At 62.5% G+C, this 16,879-nt stretch carries 16 protein-coding genes; 11 read left to right on the top strand and 5 right to left on the bottom strand.

Features of this window, described 5'->3' with window-relative positions; translation table 11 throughout:
* Positions 1 to 2: 2 nt before the first annotated feature.
* Positions 3 to 845 (top strand): ABC transporter permease, encoded by an 843-nt coding sequence (locus tag DL237_RS05775; RefSeq protein WP_119398090.1) that lies wholly within the window; start codon positions 3 to 5, stop codon positions 843 to 845.
* A complete protein-coding gene (locus DL237_RS05780; protein WP_119398091.1) occupies positions 842 to 1,915 on the top strand; it encodes an ABC transporter ATP-binding protein in 1,074 nt (357 codons plus the stop codon). Before DL237_RS05775 ends, DL237_RS05780 begins: the two co-directional genes overlap by 4 nt.
* Positions 1,916 to 1,992: 77 nt before the next feature.
* On the opposite strand, the gene DL237_RS05785 is transcribed toward DL237_RS05780, so the two are convergent.
* The 3 genes from DL237_RS05785 to DL237_RS05795 all read right to left on the bottom strand — a co-directional run bounded on the left by DL237_RS05785 (position 1,993) and on the right by DL237_RS05795 (position 4,719).
* Positions 1,993 to 2,898 carry a LysR substrate-binding domain-containing protein gene (locus DL237_RS05785; protein WP_158585591.1) on the bottom strand — a complete coding sequence of 302 codons (906 nt, stop codon included), beginning with the start codon at positions 2,896 to 2,898 and terminating at the stop codon, positions 1,993 to 1,995.
* Positions 2,899 to 3,120: 222 nt separating this feature from the next.
* Positions 3,121 to 4,020 carry a nitrilase-related carbon-nitrogen hydrolase gene (locus DL237_RS05790; protein ID WP_199671989.1) on the bottom strand — a complete coding sequence of 300 codons (900 nt, stop codon included), beginning with the start codon at positions 4,018 to 4,020 and terminating at the stop codon, positions 3,121 to 3,123.
* A gap of 12 nt (positions 4,021 to 4,032) precedes the next feature.
* On the bottom strand, positions 4,033 to 4,719 hold the full coding sequence (locus DL237_RS05795) for an isochorismatase family protein (RefSeq protein WP_119398093.1): 687 nt from the start codon (positions 4,717 to 4,719) through the stop codon (positions 4,033 to 4,035).
* A gap of 212 nt (positions 4,720 to 4,931) precedes the next feature.
* Between DL237_RS05795 and DL237_RS05800 the strand changes: the two genes are divergently transcribed.
* From DL237_RS05800 to rutA (DL237_RS05810), 3 genes are all read left to right on the top strand, one after another.
* The gene (locus DL237_RS05800) at positions 4,932 to 6,473 is read left to right on the top strand and encodes an MFS transporter (protein ID WP_119398094.1); all 1,542 of its coding nucleotides are present in this window, start codon (positions 4,932 to 4,934) and stop codon (positions 6,471 to 6,473) included.
* 11 nt (positions 6,474 to 6,484) lie between these two features.
* The gene (gene rutA, locus DL237_RS05805; RefSeq protein WP_119398095.1) at positions 6,485 to 7,588 is read left to right on the top strand and encodes a pyrimidine utilization protein A; all 1,104 of its coding nucleotides are present in this window, start codon (positions 6,485 to 6,487) and stop codon (positions 7,586 to 7,588) included.
* 268 nt (positions 7,589 to 7,856) lie between these two features.
* Positions 7,857 to 8,939, top strand: coding sequence for a pyrimidine utilization protein A (gene rutA / locus DL237_RS05810; RefSeq protein WP_119398096.1), 1,083 nt, complete (start codon positions 7,857 to 7,859; stop codon positions 8,937 to 8,939).
* 61 nt (positions 8,940 to 9,000) lie between these two features.
* Here rutA (DL237_RS05810) and DL237_RS05815 read toward each other — a convergent pair whose 3' ends face one another.
* Both DL237_RS05815 and DL237_RS05820 read right to left on the bottom strand, forming a co-directional pair.
* A complete protein-coding gene (locus tag DL237_RS05815) occupies positions 9,001 to 9,486 on the bottom strand; it encodes a flavin reductase family protein (RefSeq protein WP_119398097.1) in 486 nt (161 codons plus the stop codon).
* Between the two features lie 120 nt (positions 9,487 to 9,606).
* Positions 9,607 to 10,599, bottom strand: a complete 993-nt coding sequence (locus DL237_RS05820) for an NAD(P)H-binding protein (RefSeq protein ID WP_119398098.1) — start codon at positions 10,597 to 10,599, stop codon at positions 9,607 to 9,609.
* Positions 10,600 to 10,699: 100 nt separating this feature from the next.
* Here DL237_RS05820 and DL237_RS05825 point away from each other — a divergent pair, with 100 nt between their 5' ends.
* From DL237_RS05825 to DL237_RS05850, 6 genes are all read left to right on the top strand, one after another.
* Positions 10,700 to 11,611, top strand: coding sequence for a LysR family transcriptional regulator (locus DL237_RS05825; RefSeq protein WP_119398099.1), 912 nt, complete (start codon positions 10,700 to 10,702; stop codon positions 11,609 to 11,611).
* 146 nt (positions 11,612 to 11,757) lie between these two features.
* On the top strand, positions 11,758 to 12,942 hold the full coding sequence (locus tag DL237_RS05830; protein WP_119398100.1) for an ABC transporter substrate-binding protein: 1,185 nt from the start codon (positions 11,758 to 11,760) through the stop codon (positions 12,940 to 12,942).
* A gap of 105 nt (positions 12,943 to 13,047) precedes the next feature.
* Positions 13,048 to 13,833: an ABC transporter ATP-binding protein gene (locus tag DL237_RS05835; protein WP_119398101.1), complete on the top strand. Its 786-nt coding sequence runs from the start codon at positions 13,048 to 13,050 to the stop codon at positions 13,831 to 13,833.
* The gene (locus tag DL237_RS05840) at positions 13,830 to 14,534 is read left to right on the top strand and encodes an ABC transporter ATP-binding protein (RefSeq protein WP_119398102.1); all 705 of its coding nucleotides are present in this window, start codon (positions 13,830 to 13,832) and stop codon (positions 14,532 to 14,534) included. The genes DL237_RS05835 and DL237_RS05840 overlap by 4 nt, the downstream gene beginning before the upstream one ends.
* 3 nt (positions 14,535 to 14,537) lie before the next feature.
* Positions 14,538 to 15,545: a branched-chain amino acid ABC transporter permease gene (locus DL237_RS05845; RefSeq protein ID WP_119398103.1), complete on the top strand. Its 1,008-nt coding sequence runs from the start codon at positions 14,538 to 14,540 to the stop codon at positions 15,543 to 15,545.
* Positions 15,542 to 16,870, top strand: coding sequence for a branched-chain amino acid ABC transporter permease (locus DL237_RS05850; RefSeq protein WP_119398104.1), 1,329 nt, complete (start codon positions 15,542 to 15,544; stop codon positions 16,868 to 16,870). The genes DL237_RS05845 and DL237_RS05850 overlap by 4 nt, the downstream gene beginning before the upstream one ends.
* The last annotated feature ends 9 nt before the right edge of the window (positions 16,871 to 16,879 follow it).

Consider the following 16,879-nt stretch of genomic DNA (forward strand, 5'->3'; position numbering starts at 1 on the left):
CCATGGCTACGCGCAAACGCAAACGCCCGGCAAGCTTCTATGTCCTCGCCACGCTTCTGGGCGCCTACGCCGTTTTCCTCTATGCGCCGATGGCCTGTGTCTACGTGCTGTCGTTCCAGGGGCCGCAGGGCGGCATGTCCTTCCCAATGGTCGGCTGGTCGACGCACTGGTTCCAGGTGCTGTTCCAGGGCACCGGCGGGCAAGGCGTGGGCGACATTCCGTCGGCCTTCCGCCGTTCGATCCGGCTGGCTCTGATCGTCGGGGTGCTGACGATGATCATCTCCGTCTCGGCGGGCATGGCCTATCGGCGCAAGTTTCCGGGGGCAAACTTCGTCTTCTATTCTGCCATTGCCTCGATGGTGCTGCCGGGTATCTTCGTCGGGTTCGGCATCGCACTGACGTTCAACCTGCTGGGATGGCGGGTGAACTGGTTCTCCTCGGGTATCGGCGCCCAGCTGACCTGGACCCTGCCGTTTGGCATGCTGATCATGTTCATCGTTCTGGGCCGCTTCAACCCGGCGTATGAGGAAGCCGCGACCGACCTCGGCGCCAATGCCCGTCAGCGGTTCTGGATGGTCATCGTGCCGATCATCCTGCCCGGTATCATCGCCATCACCATGGCCTCGCTGACCTCCTCCTACGAGGAAACCGCCCGCACGCAGCTGAATGTCGGCACCGGCAACACCATGCCGATGGAAATCACCGGCCTGCTGACCGCCGCGACCTCACCGGTGATCTTTGCCGTGGGCACCGTCACCACTTTCGTCTCCTTCTCGCTGGTCATCGCGTCACTGCTCATCATGACGCGGCTGGCCAAGCGCCGCTCTTCGAGGACCGCACAATGAACCTGAGCCAGCTCAAACCCAAAGCCGCCCTGCCAGAGCCTGAAAAGACGCACCTCAAGCAGGCCACGCAAGGCCACCGTTTCGACGCAGAGCTGGTCGCGGTCACCAAGAGCTACGGTCCCGGCGCACCGGCCGTCGACGACATATCGTTGCGCATCCCCCGGGGCAGCTATTGCTGCCTGCTCGGCCCCTCGGGTTGCGGAAAATCGACCACGCTGCGCATGCTGGCCGGACATGAAGACGTGACCGAGGGCGCGATCCTGATCCATGACGAGGAAGTGACCCACAAACTGCCGGTCGACCGCGGCACCTCGATGATGTTTCAGGACTACGCCCTGTTTCCGCATCTCTCCTCGCTCGACAACGTCGCCTTTTCGCTCAAGGTGCGCGGCGTCGCCACGACCGAGCGGCGCAAGCAGGCCCGCGCCTACCTCGAACTGGTTCAGATGGATCACCTGGCCGACCGCCTGCCCAATCAGCTGTCAGGGGGTCAGCAACAGCGCGTTGCACTGGCGCGATCCCTGATCACCCGCCCAAAGGTTCTGCTGCTGGATGAACCGCTCTCGGCGCTTGATCCCTTCCTGCGGATCAAGATGCGTTCGGAGCTGAAAAGGATTCAGAAAGAATTGGGTATATCCTTCATCCATGTCACCCACTCCCAGGACGAGGCATTGGCCCTGTCGGACATGATCGTCGTGATGAATGACGCGAAAATCATGCAGGCCGCCCCGGTCCGCGAGGTGTTCGAGACGCCGACCAACGCCTTCGTGGCGCGGTTTCTTGGTGGCCAGAACGTTCTGACCAGCGATACGCACCAGGTTTCCGTGCGTACCGACCGCTGCCGCCTGGGCCGTTCGCCAGGCATGCGCAGTCTGGAAGGACAGATCGCAATGATTGAATATCAAGGCAACCTTGTGCGCATCACCCTTCAAACCACGCTGGGCGATGAGATGACGGTGCTGCAAAGCGATACCGAGTATTTCGCCCAAAACCCGCAAATCGGGGACACTGCTGTGATGAGCTGGCACCCCTCGGACGAACATGTCCTGGACCCGATGCAGGCAGGCTGACAGCGACCCGATGCACGCAAGAAAGGCCGCCCTCACCGGGCGGCCTTTCGCATTTCGCTCGCTTTCGAACCGGCGGGTCAGGCGGCGTGCACCAGCGCGTTCTGACGCACCTTGCCCAGGATCCAGTCCTTGAATCGCTGCATTGTTTCGCGGCTGTCAGGCTTCCACGGCGACAACAGGTAATAGGCGCTGCGGATCGGATAGATGTCCGCCACCTTGATCAGATCCCCGCGCGCAATCGCCTGGCTCGTCAGCAGCGACCGGCCCAGCAGAACCCCGGCGCCGGCCCGCGCCGCGTCGATCCCGGTCGAGGCCTGGTTGAAGCGCGGCCCATGCGAAACATCGCCCCGCGACACCCCGTATTCCGCAAGGTAGCGCGTCCAATCGGGATAGGTCCCTTCAAGCCCGTCCTGCAACCGGTCAACATGCACAAGCGGCGCATGTGCCAGTATCTCCTTGGCATCATTACCGAAACGCGCCGCAAGATCGGGCGAGCAGACAGGCACGATATCTTCTTCCAACAGCGGTTCGACCTGGCAGTCCAGCGTCGTCTGCCAGTTCAGGATGCGAAAATCGCTCTCCTGCTCCTCGGCTTCCCGGCGGGAAATGAAGGTGCGCACGTTCAGGTCGACCTCCGGCTCGATTTCCATGAATTCGCCCAACCGTGGCATCAGCCACAGCGACGCAACCGAGGTCGAAGCGGACACCGTCAGCCGGCGGCGCACGTCCTCTTCCAACTGGGTCAGCGACATCACTGCATCGTTGATCAGGTCCAGCGCCTGCGTAATCCGTGCGACATTGGCGCGCGCGTCCTGGGTCAGTTCGATGCGACTGTTCTTGCGCAGAAACAACTGCACCTGAAGGAACTCCTCCAGCATCCGGATCTGATGACTGACCGCCGTCGGCGTGACGCAAAGTTCATCCGCCGCCTTGACGACCGAGCCGTGCCGCGCCGTCGCTTCAAAGGCGCGAATAGCATTCAAGGGCGCTCTTTTTCGCATGTCATCCCCGCTGTTGCAGAAAGCCCGAAAACGGGCGGTTCCTCACCCTGCAATCAGCAGACCACAGCGCCCTTCGACGCGGCAAGCGGCATGGATTTGACGTGACCCGCACAAAGGGAAAACGGTGTTTTATTGAGCGTCGCGCCCCGAATTGCCTAAATACACATGGTCCTGCGCATTCTTCGGCTCTCCTGCGGCGCCAGATCAGGCGGCATCGCTATGGCGGGCGCGATATACATCCGGGCGCAGGTTTGCGGCAAAATTCCAACGTGCGCGCAACGCCTGCTGTTCAGGCATCGACAGCTCGGCCACCACCACTTCGTCGTCCATGCTCTGTGCCGTGGCCATCACCTCGCCCTCGGGGCTACAGATGAAACTGTCCCCGATGTAGGTCACGCCGTTTTCCACCCCGGCCTTGCCCGCCGCGATGGCATAGGTCGCGTTGGCGAACGCTCCGCCGCAAATTGCCAGGCGGGATGCCGCGCGGGCCTTTTCCAGCGTGCCGCCATTCATCACCGGCGTATTGTAGGACACCGCGAAAAGCTCGGCGTCCGCCTGCATCAACGCCCGATAGCTTTCCGGAAACCGCCGATCATAGCAGATCATGCCGCCCACCCGCGCCGGGCCCAGATCATAGACGGGAAACCCCAGGTCGCCGTCCAGAAAATAGCGCTTTTCCAGGATCGTGATGTCCTTGGCCGGATCCGGTGTGGTCTGCCCCGGAATGTGCACCTTGCGGAACCTGCCCCGCACCTCTCCTGCCGCATCGATAAAGGCCATTGCATTGTACAGCCCGGCCTCGGCGGCCTCCGCATGCGGCAGAACCACCGCGATGGCATGTTCCTGCGCGGCCTTGCCGATGCGGCTGATTGCCTCGGCATTCTGCGATACGGATGCAAACGGCTCGACCGAAGGGCGAATTTCGGCTGCGAAATAAGGTGTCAGCGCCAGTTCGGGCAAAACCGCGATGCGCGCCTTTTGTGCGGCGGCCCGTGCCAGCAGATCGATGATCCTGTCGACCGTTTCGGCAATGGTGGCCGAGGCCGGACCAAGCTGAAGCGCGGCGGCGACAAAGCGGTCAACTCGACGTTCTGATGGCATCATCAGCGTGCCTCCTCAGGCGGTTTTCTGCACGGCGGCCGGGCCGGCGATCAGGGCCATCGCCGCCGCCTCGTCGATCACGTCGCAGATCTTGAACTGCATGTCGAACAAGGCGGCAGCGTGGCTCATCTCGATGCGGTCAAAGACTGCCTCCTCGACCACCATCATCTTGTACCCCATCGCCTCACCCTCGACGCAGGTGGCGCGCACGCACCCCGATGTCGAATTGCCGACCGTCAGCAATCCGTCGACGCCCAACTCCTGAAGGATCATGTGCAGATTGGTGAAGGTAAAGCAGCTAGGTGTCTGCTTCTCCAAAAGGATATCGCCGGCCTGCATCGCGACCTCGGCCTGTATTTCGGAACGCGGGTCACTGGCGGCGAACACACCCGACGCCGATTTTGCCAGGCCGGTGTAGGGGTGAAAGACATGCTTGGAATAGATCACCGGCATACCCACCCGCCGCGCGGCCTCCAGCAGGCGCTGTTGCACGGGAATGGCGCGCCAGGCGTGGGGTCCGCATGCGCCGGGAAACCTGTCCAGCTGCTCGACGATCGGGCGATCCTCTCCGATCGCGGTGACCTGCATGTCGATCACCAGCAGCGCGTTCACCCGCCCCGGACCATGCGGCACACGCAGGGATCTGCTGCGCGTCAGTGCGCGGTCGTCCTCGGTCAGAAAGCTCTCCCAAACTCGGTTCATGCTGCACCTTTGCCTGTCCCTGTCAGCCAAGAGGCTATGACGCACGGCGGCGCAGGCCGAATGCGGAAATCTCTGGCGGATGCTGAGAAAACCTTGGCCCACCCGTGCTGAGAAAAGTTAAGCGCGGCCTTTAGGTTTTCTCTTTTGACGATCTGAGCGCGCCCGGACCATTCACTCTGCAGGCGCCCGCCCGGCGCGTGTGGAGGTGTCGCTTGTACATACTGTCTCAACGTCGCCAGATCGCCATCGCCTTTGTGGTTGCCTGCGCCTTTCTGATGCAGGGCATCGATTCAACGCTTTTGACGATCGCCATCCCGACCATCGCCGACGACCTCGGGCGCGCACCGCTGTCGCTGCACGTGCTGATCACGGCCTATCTGCTCAGCCTCGCGGTGTTCATGCCGGTGTCGGGCTGGTTTGCCGATCGTTTCGGGGCGCGGCGGGTGTTTTGCGGTGCAATCGGTGTTTTCATGGCCGCGTCCGTGCTCTGCGCCCTGATGCCGGAGCTGTGGATGATGGTGCCCTTTCGCCTTATCCAGGGGTTCGGCGGCGCGTTGATGACCCCCGTGGGGCGCATGATCGTGCTGCGCGCCTTCGGGCGCGGGCGCACACTGGATGCCATGACATGGCTGACGATCCCCGTACTGATCGGACCGCTGATCGGACCGTTGATCGGCGCGGCGCTGGTGGAAATGGCGCATTGGCGGCTGCTGTTCCTGGTCAACCTGCCGATCTGCGCAGCAGCCATCGCCGGGGCATTGCGCCTGATCGAACCTGAGGCGCCGGTCGGCGCGCAGCGCTTCGACCTCGGCGGGTTCGCCCTGGCCGGTCTGTCCCTGGCCATGTTCCAACTCGGGATCGAGGCCTTGGGCCATCCGCGTTACGGGCCACTCGGGGCGGTCTGCCTTGCGAGCGCAGGTGTGGCGATATTCGCCGTCTACCGTCGTCACTCGCGTCGCCTGACGGCCCCCGCACTGGATTTGTCGCTGTTTTCGCAACGCGCCTTTGCCACCGGCGTCATCGCCGGCGGGATCGGGCGTATCGGTTTGAATTCGATGGCGTTTCTTACTCCGCTGATCCTGCAACTGGGGCTGGGGTTCCGCCCGATCACCGCCGGTCTGTTATCGGCCATGGCGGCGCTCGGCTCCTTTGCATCGAAACCCTTGCTCAGGGGAATGCTGGCGCGTCACGGCTTTCGCGCCGTCATGATCGCTCTGACGCTGACCGGCTCGGCCTCCGTCGCCCTGTTTGCCCTGATCGGCCCGGACTGGCCGCTCTTTCCGCTGCTGGCCCTTTGCGTCGTGTCCGGCACCATCCGCACGTTGTACTTCAACGCGGCCAACACGTTGACCTACACCGCCCTGTCCGAACATCAACTGTCGAGCGCCGTGTCCTCTGCCGGGGTATTCCAGCAACTGGCCATGGGCCTTGGCATCTCGCTTTCCGCTGCGCTGCTGTCACTGTTGCAGGGGGCGTCGCCACAGATGACACTCTCTGATTTTCACGCGGCTTTCGCGCTGATGGCCCTGATCCCCCTCCTGTCCCTTCCCGTTTTATGGCGGCTGGGCAGGTGCGACAGCCAGCCGAGCCTGTCCCGCGACCAAGCCGCGCAAGCCGGCCCCGACCACCCCGCCAGGCCGGGGCTGAGAAAATCTCAAGCTGCCCGGCGAAATAAGTCGATTGGCGCGCCGCCCGGTCTGACCAAAGCTGAAGACAACGCAGCGCACCGCCCCACGGTGGCCGAGAGACTTTGAAAGGAAGCGACATGACCCAGATTGGCGTCTTCATCCCGATTGGCAGCCGCGGTTGGCTGATCTCCACCACCTCTCCCAAGACCATGCCCAGCTTTGATCTGAACAAGATCGTGGTGCAGCGCGCCGAGCATTTCGGGCTGGATTTCGCTTTATCCATGATCAAGCTGCGCGGCTACAACGGGCCGTCGGAATACTGGGTCCACAACCTGGAGAGCTTTACGCTCATGGCCGGCCTGGCCGCTGTGACAACCCGGATCAAGCTGTTCGCGTCCTGCGCGATGCTGACCCTGCCACCTGCCCTGACCGCGCGGATGGCCACGACGATCGATTCCATAGCGCCGGGTCGGTTCGGGGTGAACATGGTGACCGGATGGCAGCCCAAGGAATATCAGCAGATGGGGATCGAACTGACGCCAGAACACTTCGCCCGCCGGTATGACTATGCCTCGGAATACGTGCAGGTCATGCAGGAGCTGTGGAGCGAGGGCGTGTCGAACTTCAAGGGCGATTTCTTTCAGATGGACGATTGCAGACTGTCGCCCCAACCCACGGGGAACCGCATCCCGATCGTCGGTGCCGGCCAGTCCGAGAAGGGCATGGAGTTCGTTGCCCGCTACGGGGATTACAACTTTGTCGGTGCCGGCGGCAACATCAACGAAACCAGCAAGAGCCGCGAGATGGTGGCCAAGGTCAACGCAGCAGCCGACAAACACGGGCGTGACACCGGCGCCTTCCTGTTGCTGATGGTCATCGCGGATCGCACGGAGGAAGCCGCCTGGGCCAAGTGGAACCTGTACAAGGAAGGTACAGACATCGAAGCGCTGGAATGGCAGGCCAGCCAGGCAGGCATGGACAAGGTCTCGAAGGAGGGATCGACGGCCGTTGCACTTACCCGCGCCATTTCCAATCCGCAGCCGACAGGGATGCTGAAACTGATCGGTTCCTATGAGCAGGTTGCCGCAATGCTCGATGAAATTGCATCCACCAAGGGGTTGAAAGGGCTGATGTTGACGTTTGATGACTTTGTCATCGGAATTGAGCAATTCGGCCAATACATTCAACCATTGATGAAAACAAGAAACGCAACCTCTGGCGCAAACGCGGCAGCCGCATAGCCGCGTTTATTCGGGAAGGATATGGCACGACACCCGAAATGCCATATGCGTTTGCCATAGAGCGACGTTATTTATTACAGAGGCTTACGCAAAGCGTCACCGTCCAGTTCCACATCCAAAAAAGACGTCGAAACGGCCTGCGCGCATAATAGGCAGCAAAGATTTTTCCGCCCACGCGTCAAGGTGAAACGCGGCTTTGTAGATGAACGCCCCCCACAAAGCTGCGAAAATCTTGAAGTCAATATCTGAACAACGAGGGAGATTCGACATGGACATGGGTGTTTTCATTCCTATTGGCAATAACGGCTGGCTGATTTCAAAATCCTCGCCACAATACATGCCATCTTTTGATTTGAATCGCGAAATCGTTCAAAAGGCCGAAGGCTATGGGTTGGATTTCGCGCTCTCAATGGTGAAATTGCGTGGGTTTGGCGGCGAGACCGAATTCTGGGATCACAACCTGGAAAGCTTTACCCTGATGTCGGCCCTTGCCGCCGTCACCAGCAAGATCAAGCTCTTCGCCTCGACCGCGATCCTGACGCTGCCGCCAGCCATCGTTGCGCGGATGGCCTCGACCATCGACAGCGTCGCGCCGGGCCGTTTCGGGATCAACATCGTGACCGGCTGGGCACCGAACGAATACACCCAGATGGGCGTCTGGCCGGGCGATGAATATTTCGGATATCGCTATGAATACGCCAGCGAATATGTGCAGGTGATGAAAGACCTGTGGTCCGATGGCACCTCGGATTTCAAGGGCAAGCATTTCACGATGGACGATTGCAAGCTCTCCCCGAAACCCTCCAGCCCGATCGAAATCGTCGCAGCCGGTCAATCCGACACAGGTATGGCATTTTCCTCGAACTACGCCGATTATTCCTTTGTGCTCGGCTCCGGCATCAATACGCCCACTGCCTTCGCCCCGACTGCGGCCCGCCTCAGCGATGCCGCAAGGACCTCGGGCCGTGACGTCGGCGCCTATGTCCTGTTCATGATCATCGCGGGCGAAACCGACGAAGCGGCCCGTGCCAAGTGGGACAGTTATCGTGAAGGTGCCGACATGGAGGCCTTGTCCTACATGGGGGTCCAGGGCGCCGCCGACAGCACGGCAGGCGAAAACTCCACCGCCAAGGCGATCAACCTTCCCGAAGGCGCCGTGAATTTCAACATGGGCACGATTGTCGGGTCATATCAGACCGTCGCGAGAATGCTGGACGAAGCCGCCGCCGTGCCGGGCGTCAAGGGCATCATGATGACCTTTGATGATTTCGTCGAAGGCATCGATGCCTTCGGTCAGCACATTCAGCCGCTGATGGCCTGCCGCAAGGATATCGGCATCGCGGCGGAATAAGGCCCCGCGCCCTCGAATGAGATCGGCCTCGCCATACCGGCGGGGCCCATGCGCGCCCGGATCACTCCGACAGGAACTTGCCGCGAAAGAAAATCAACGGCGCACCCTGCCCGGTGGCCCGCAGCGCGCGGACGCGACCAATGACAATCGAGATATCGCCGTGTTCGACGATCTGCTCGACCTCGCAGTCGAACACCCCCAGGGCCGTCGCATAACACGGTGCGCCCGTCTCCAGCGTATCCCACGCGCCGGGCGCGAATACCTTCTCGCCTTTGCCGCCAAAGGCATTCGCCAGCGCGGCCGTTCCTTCGGGCAGGAAATTCACGGCGAAATGGCCGCTCTCGCGCACCGCACCCAGGGCACTTGTCTTGCGATCGATCGACACCAGCATCGTCGGCGGGCTTGCGCAGACATGGGCGGCCGACAATCCCAGAAATCCCGTAGGCCCGTCTGCCCCCTGCGCCGTGACCAGCGTGGCGCCGATGGCCCGCTCTCCCAAGGTACGCCAGAACGCGCCCATATCGATATTCTCGCCCATAGCCTGCATTGTGTCATTCCCTTGTCCGCACATGCCTGGCCACAGCTTGCCAACCTGTCAGCCCCCAACAAGCAGAAGTTTCTGAACGACGTGCTGAGATTTTCTCGGGCAGGATCAAGACGTCCGGCCTCAGCGCGCCGGAATCCGCGCCAGCCTGTCCCCCGTCCCCTCCACGCGATCCAGATCCAGCAGCGCGGCCTGCACGGCATCCTGCAAGGGCGTGTGCGGTTCCGGTCCGATCAGCGCGACCAATCCCGCATTGTCCAATCGCAGGGGATGACGCCAATACGGTGCGATTTCTGCCGCTTCGCGCGGAAAGCCACCAAACGGCGCAGCCATCTGCATCATCCACCACGGAAAGGGATAAACGCGCAGCTGGCGCCCTGCGGCTTGACGTATCGCCGCAACCATCTGCGCCCCGTCCACGTCGCAATGTCCAGCGAATTGCAGCCGCTCGAACGGCCCCAACCGGGCGGGCTCCTCCAGTACCCGGGCAAACGCCCGCGCCAGATCGGGCAGGTAGGCCCAGCTGTGGCCCGCGCCGCGCGCCGGATTGATGATGCGTCGCAGGGGGCGTCCCGATGACACCATCGCGTCTGAAAACCAACTTGAGCGCGCGCCCGGACCAAAGAAATCCCCGGCACGCAGGATCAGCGACGGCACGTCGCCCGCGGCCTCTTCCAGCCTTTGCTCCATTGCGACGCGAATGCGGCCCTTGCGGCTGGTGGCCGTCTGCGGGGATTCGGCAGCGACCAGGGGGGTCACGGCGGGGTCGTAATTGTAGATCGTGCCCGGCAAGACGATGCGCGCCTGACCAGCGGCACGCGCCGCGGCAATCGTATTGTCGATCATCGGCAGAACCAGCTGTTCCCAGTTGCGATACCCTGGCGGGTTCACCGCGTGAACGATCACAGACACGCCCTGCGCGGCTTGCACCACGTCATCCCGCCGCATCGCGTCGCCCCTGATCCACTCCACGTGGCCGGGCACGTTGGCGCCGGGCTGCGGCGGTGTGCGTGCCATCCCGCGCACCCGCCACCCCTGACGCAGCAACGCGCTGGCAATACTGCCGCCAATGCCGCCCGTCGCCCCGAGAACCAAAGCTGTCCTGTTCACAGTCATCACGCAACTCCTCTGTCGACCCAAGATGTCGGGAACAGAATGCCTCCGCCGCACCTGAAAAAGAATTGCAAGAATACCAACAACAGCTATCATAATTCTTATGAGCAAACCTGTCTCCTGGGAAGATCAGCGTATCTTCCTCGCCGTCCTCGAGGATGGCAGCCTGTCTGCCGCAGCGCGCAGACTCGGGGTATCGCATCCCACGGTGCGCAGCCGCATCGACGCACTGGAACGCGCACTCGACACCGTGTTGTTCACCCGTTCGGTCAATGGCCTTGTTCCAACCGAAACAGCATTGGCGCTGCGTGAACCGGCCCGGGCGATGGCCATGGCGTCCGACCTGTTCGTGCGGCAAGGCTCCTCGGTCGGCACCGACGTCAGCGGCACCGTCCGCATCAGCGTGCCCGATGTGATGGGGGTCGAGGTGATCCCCCGGATGCTGCGCACCCTGCGCAATGATCATCCAGACCTTCAGATCGAACTGTCCCTCAGCAACCTGCCGGCGGACCTTTTGGCACAAGAGGTCGACATTGCCGTTCGCACCGTGACGCCGACGCAAAAGGCGCTCATCGCGCGAAAGGTCGCGTCGATCCCCCTGGGCCTGTTCGCCGCCCCCGACTACCTGGGCCAGCGTGGCACCCCGATGACCCTGTCGGACCTGGCGCGGCATGATTTCATCGGGCCAGATCGCAATCACCGCGACCTTGCCCTTGCCGAAAGGCTGATCCTGGCTGGCAGGCTGGGCGCCGACCTGCTGCGCGACCGAATGGTCGTTCGCATCGACAGCCACCCCGCGCAGGTCGCCGCGGCGCGGGCGGGTCTCGGCATCGCCATCATGCAGGTCCCCCTGGGCGCGGGCGACGACCGCCTCGTCCATCTGCTGCCCGACTTCGAGGTCGCGCTGCTGCAAACCTGGATCGTCATGCACGAAAACCTGTCAAAGGTGCCACGCGTCCGCGCGGCATTCGATTCTCTGGCGGCCTCCTTCACGCGCTTTGGCGACGCGCGATGATCGGACACGCGCGCGGCCCAACCCCCTTCGACCCCGAAAAGCACCGGGAAAACCAAAGCTGACGGGCGCTAACACGGACCTTTCCTTTTGATTGCCCGCAAATTAATCTTCGGCCAGAACGCAAGTTCCAACATGGGAGTATCAATATGAAAAAGCTTCTTCTGGCCTCTGCCGCCATCGGTCTGTGCGCCGGCGCATCCTACGCTGACGAGATCAAGATGGGCGTCCTGCTTGGCTTTACCGGCCCGCTGGAATCGCTGGCCCCCGCAATGGCCCAAGGCGCGGAAATGGCGATCAAGGAGGTCTCTGATTCCGGCAAGTTGCTGGACGGCGACACCGTGACGCCGGTGCGCGGCGATTCGACCTGTGTCGACGCCGCCGCTGCAACTGCCGCTGCCGAAACCCTCGTCACGTCTGATGGGGTCAAGGGCATCATGGGCGCGATGTGTTCCGGTGCAACCACCGCCGTGCTGCAAAACGTCGCCATGCCGAACGGCATCGTGATGATCTCGCCCTCCGCCACCTCGCCCGCTCTCTCCGACATGGAGGATGACGGCCTGTTCTTCCGCACCGCCCCGTCGGACGCCCGCCAGGGCGAAGTCATGGCGGATGAAATCATGGAAAAGGGTCTGAGCTCGGTCGCCGTGACCTACACCAACAACGACTACGGCAAAGGTCTTGCCGACAGCTTCCAGAAGGCATTCGAGGCGCAGGGCGGCACTGTCACGATCTCGACCGCACACGAAGACGGCAAGGGTGACTATTCCGCCGAAGTCGGCTCGCTCGCCTCCGCAGGTGGCGACGCGCTGGCGGTCGTCGGCTACGTTGACCAGGGCGGCTCGGGTGTGCTGCGCGGCGCCCTGGATACCGGCGCGTTCGAAACCTTCATCTTCCCCGATGGCATGGTCAGCCAGACGCTCGAAGACAACTTCGGGTCCGAGATCGAAGGGTCCTTCGGCCAGCTGCCCGATTCCGAGGGTCAGGGTATGGAGACCTACCTCTCGATGGCAGAAAGCGCCGGCTACGACGGCTCCTCCGCCTATTCGGGCGCGGCCTATGACGGTGCGGCGCTGATGCTGCTGGCCATGCAGGCTGCCGGGTCCTCCGACCCCAAGGTCTACAAGGACAAGATCACCGAGATCGCGAACGGTCCCGGCGAAAAGATCTATCCGGGCGAGCTGGCAAAGGCGCTTGAACTGATCGCCGCTGGCACCGCCATCGACTACGAAGGCGCGACCGCCGTCAACATGATCGGCAACGGCGAGGCGGCAGGCACCTTCCGCGAAATCGAAATCAAGGACGGCAAGATCGAAACGGTCAAATACCGCTAAGCTGCCCTAACCCTGAGAATAGCCCGAATCCGTTCGGGCTATTCTTGATTTATAACAGAACTTTGCGGCGCGATCTTAGCGTAACGCATAAAGTCGGGGGGCCCCATGATCCGGGTCGAAAATCTAGTCAAATCCTTCGGCGGGTTCCGGGCTGTCGACGGTGCCAGCCTTGAGATCGCCAAAGGCTCGATCACCGGGCTGATCGGTCCCAACGGGGCCGGAAAATCCACTCTGTTCAACGTCATCGCCGGGGTGCATGAACCGACGTCCGGCCGGGTCACGATGGACGGCGAAGACATCACCGGCCTGAAACCGCATGAGCTGTTTCACAAGGGCCTGCTGCGCACCTTTCAGGTCGCGCACGAGTTTCCCTCCCTCACCGTGCGCGAGAACCTGATGATGGTGCCCTCCCAGCAATCGGGTGAAACCCTGCTGAATACGCTGATCGGGCGCAAACGCATCCGCGACGAGGAAGCCGCCCTGCTTGCAAAAGCCGACGAGGTTCTCGATTTCCTGACCATTTCGCACCTGCGCGACGAAAAAGCCGGAAACCTTTCGGGCGGTCAGAAAAAGCTGCTGGAACTGGGGCGCACGATGATGGTCGATGCCAAGATCGTGTTTCTTGACGAGGTCGGTGCAGGCGTCAACCGCACCCTGCTGAACACCATCGGCGATGCCATCGTGCGCCTGAACCGCGAACGGGGCTATACCTTCTGCGTCATCGAACACGACATGGATTTCATCGGTCGCCTTTGCGATCCGGTCATCGTCATGGCCGAGGGGCACGTGCTGGCCGAAGGCTCCGCCGCGCATATCATGGAAAACGAGGCCGTTATCGAAGCCTATCTGGGCACGGGCCTGAAGAACAAAACCAAAGAGGCCGCGCAATGAGCTATCTCAACGCCGCCGACATGACCGGCGGCTATGGCAAGGCCGACATCCTGCACGGCTGTACGCTCAGCGTTGAAAAGGGCCAGATCGCCGTCATCGTCGGCCCCAACGGCGCGGGCAAATCCACCGCGATGAAGGCGGTTTTCGGGATGCTGCCGCTGCGGTCAGGCTCGGTCACGCTGGACGGTCAGGACATCACCGCCCTTTCCCCGCAGGACCGGGTCAAGATGGGCATGGGCTTTGTGCCGCAGGTCAACAACGTCTTTCCCACCATGTCGGTCGAGGAAAATCTGGAGATGGGCGCGTTCATCCGCCACGACGATTACCGCGCCACCATGGCGCAGGTGTTCGACCTGTTCCCCATCCTCAAGGACAAGCGCCGCCAGAACGCGGGCGAACTCTCGGGCGGGCAACGCCAGCAGGTCGCGGTGGGCCGCGCGCTGATGACGCAGCCCAAGCTGCTGATGCTGGACGAACCCACCGCAGGCGTAAGCCCCATCGTCATGGACGAGCTTTTCGATCGCATCATCGAGGTCGCGCGTACCGGCATCTCGATCCTGATGGTTGAACAGAACGCCCGACAAGCTCTTGAAATCGCGGATAAAGGCTATGTCCTCGCGCAGGGCGAAAACCGTTACACCGACACCGGACAGGCCCTACTGGCTGATCCGGAGGTCCGCCGTACCTTTCTGGGGGGCTGAGAGATGGATGTCATCAACGCGCTTGTCGCGCTCACCAATTACGTCATCATCCCGGCCACCGCTTATGGCGCGCAGCTCGCGCTCGGGGCGCTCGGGGTCACGCTGGTCTATTCGATCCTGCGGTTTTCCAACTTTGCCCATGGCGATACCATGGCCCTTGGCACCGGCATCGTAATCCTGATCACCTGGGGGTTCCAAAGTCTCGGCATCACCCTCGGCCCGCTTCCGACGGCCCTGCTGGCCCTGCCCTTCGGCATCGTGATCACGGCGGCCCTGCTGCTCGGCACCGACCGGACGGTCTACCGGTTCTACCGAAAGGTGCGTGCGGCCCCTGTCGTCCTTGTCATGGTTTCGGTCGGGGTCATGTTCGTGATGAACGCCCTGACCCGCTTTTTGATCGGCGTTGACCAGATCAACTTCGACGATGGCGTCCGTTTCGTCATCAGCGCCCGGCAATGGCGCGACATGACCGGCCTCAGCGAACCACTGACGCTGCGCTCGACCCAGGTTATCACCGTGATCACCGCTGTCGCCGTCATGGTGCTGCTGTTCTGGTTTCTCAATCGCACGCGCACCGGCAAATCCATGCGCGCCTTTTCGGACAACGAAGACCTGGCGTTGCTCTCCGGCATCGACCCCAACCGCGTCGTCACCGTCACATGGATCATCACCGGCGCCCTGGCGACCATCGCAGGCACCCTCTACGGGCTGGACAAGTCCTTCAAGGCGTTCACCTATTTCCAGCTGCTTTTGCCGATCTTTGCCGCGGCCATCGTCGGCGGCATCGGCAGTCCCGTGGGTGCGATCCTGGGTGGTTTCGTGATTTCCTTTTCCGAGGTCGGCCTGACCTACGCCTGGAAAAAGGTCGCCACCTACCTGGTCCCTGCGTGGGAGCCGGACGGCCTCGTCCAGCTGCTCTCCACCGATTATAAATTCGCCGTCAGTTTCACGATCCTGATCCTCGTGCTGATCTTCAGACCGACGGGCCTGCTGAAGGGGAAAATCGTATGAGCGGAACCCATCAACCCAGCCGGTCGAGCAGCCTGCGTGGCCCGCTGTTCTTTGCCATCCTTGCCGCCCTTCTGGTGATCGAGGGGCTGACGTCAGGCTGGAATTCGACCCTCGGCATCCTCAACATGGGTCTGCTGTCGGCGATCATGGCCCTTGGGGTCAACATGCAGTGGGGCTATGCGGGGCTGTTCAACGCCGGCGCGATGGGGTTCCTCGCGCTCGGCGGACTGGCGCCCGTGCTGATCTCGACCGCGCCGACACCGGGGGCGTTCCGCGCCGGCGGCCCCGGCATCCTGACGGCCTTCGCCGTGGCAATAATCGCGGTGCTTTTGGCCATTCAGGCCTACCGACGCACGCGCGGGCCGGTGCGCGCCCTGCTTGTGACAGCCATCCTGATCCTGGGCTTCTTCGCCTTTCGCTGGCTCTTCGATCCCGCAGTGACAGTGATCGAGGCGATCAACCCCTCGGCTGCGGGCAACCTCGGCGGCCTTGGCTGGCCGACGCTGCTCTCCTGGCCCATCGGGGCGCTGCTGGCTGCCGGGGCCGCCTGGCTGGTTGGCAAGACGGCCCTTGGCCTGCGCTCGGATTACCTCGCGATTGCGACCCTCGGGATTGCCGAAATCCTCGTGGCCATCCTCAAGAACGAACAATGGCTGGATCGCGGCGTCCTCAACGTCAACGGCATCCCCCGCCCCTGGCCGGTCCCGTACGAGATCGACCTGCAAAGCAGCGCCACCTTTGTCGAGATGGCCCAAAACTGGGGCATCGACCCGACGCTGGCATCCACGCTGACGGTCAAGCTGGCCTTCCTCGTGCTGTTCGTGATTGTCATTCTCCTGCTCATCTGGGGGACGGAGCTGGCGCTGAAATCGCCCTGGGGCCGCATGATGCGCGCGATCCGCGACAATGAAATCTCTGCCGCCGCCATGGGCAAGAACGTCACACGCCGCCACCTGCAAATCTTCGTGCTGGGGTCTGCGGTGATCGGCCTGGCAGGGGCGATGATGATCTCGCTCGACGGTCAGATGACCCCCGCCAGCTACAACCCGCTGCGATATACGTTCCTGATCCTCGTCATGGTGATCGTCGGCGGATCGGGCAGCAACTGGGGCTCGGTGCTGGGGGGGATCCTCGTGTGGTACCTCTGGGTCAAGGCAGGCGACTGGGGCCCCGACATCATGGGCTGGGCGGCCTCGCCCTTCGCCGACGGACCGCTCAAGGATCACCTGCTGAATTCGGCCGCGCATATGCGGATGCTTGTCATGGGGATCATCCTGCTGGTCGTGCTGCGGTTCAGCCCGCGCGGCCTGCTGCCCGAAAAGTGAAACCAGCCG

Source organism: Pseudooceanicola sediminis (assembly GCF_003575965.1).
Taxonomy (GTDB): domain Bacteria; phylum Pseudomonadota; class Alphaproteobacteria; order Rhodobacterales; family Rhodobacteraceae; genus Pseudooceanicola; species Pseudooceanicola sediminis.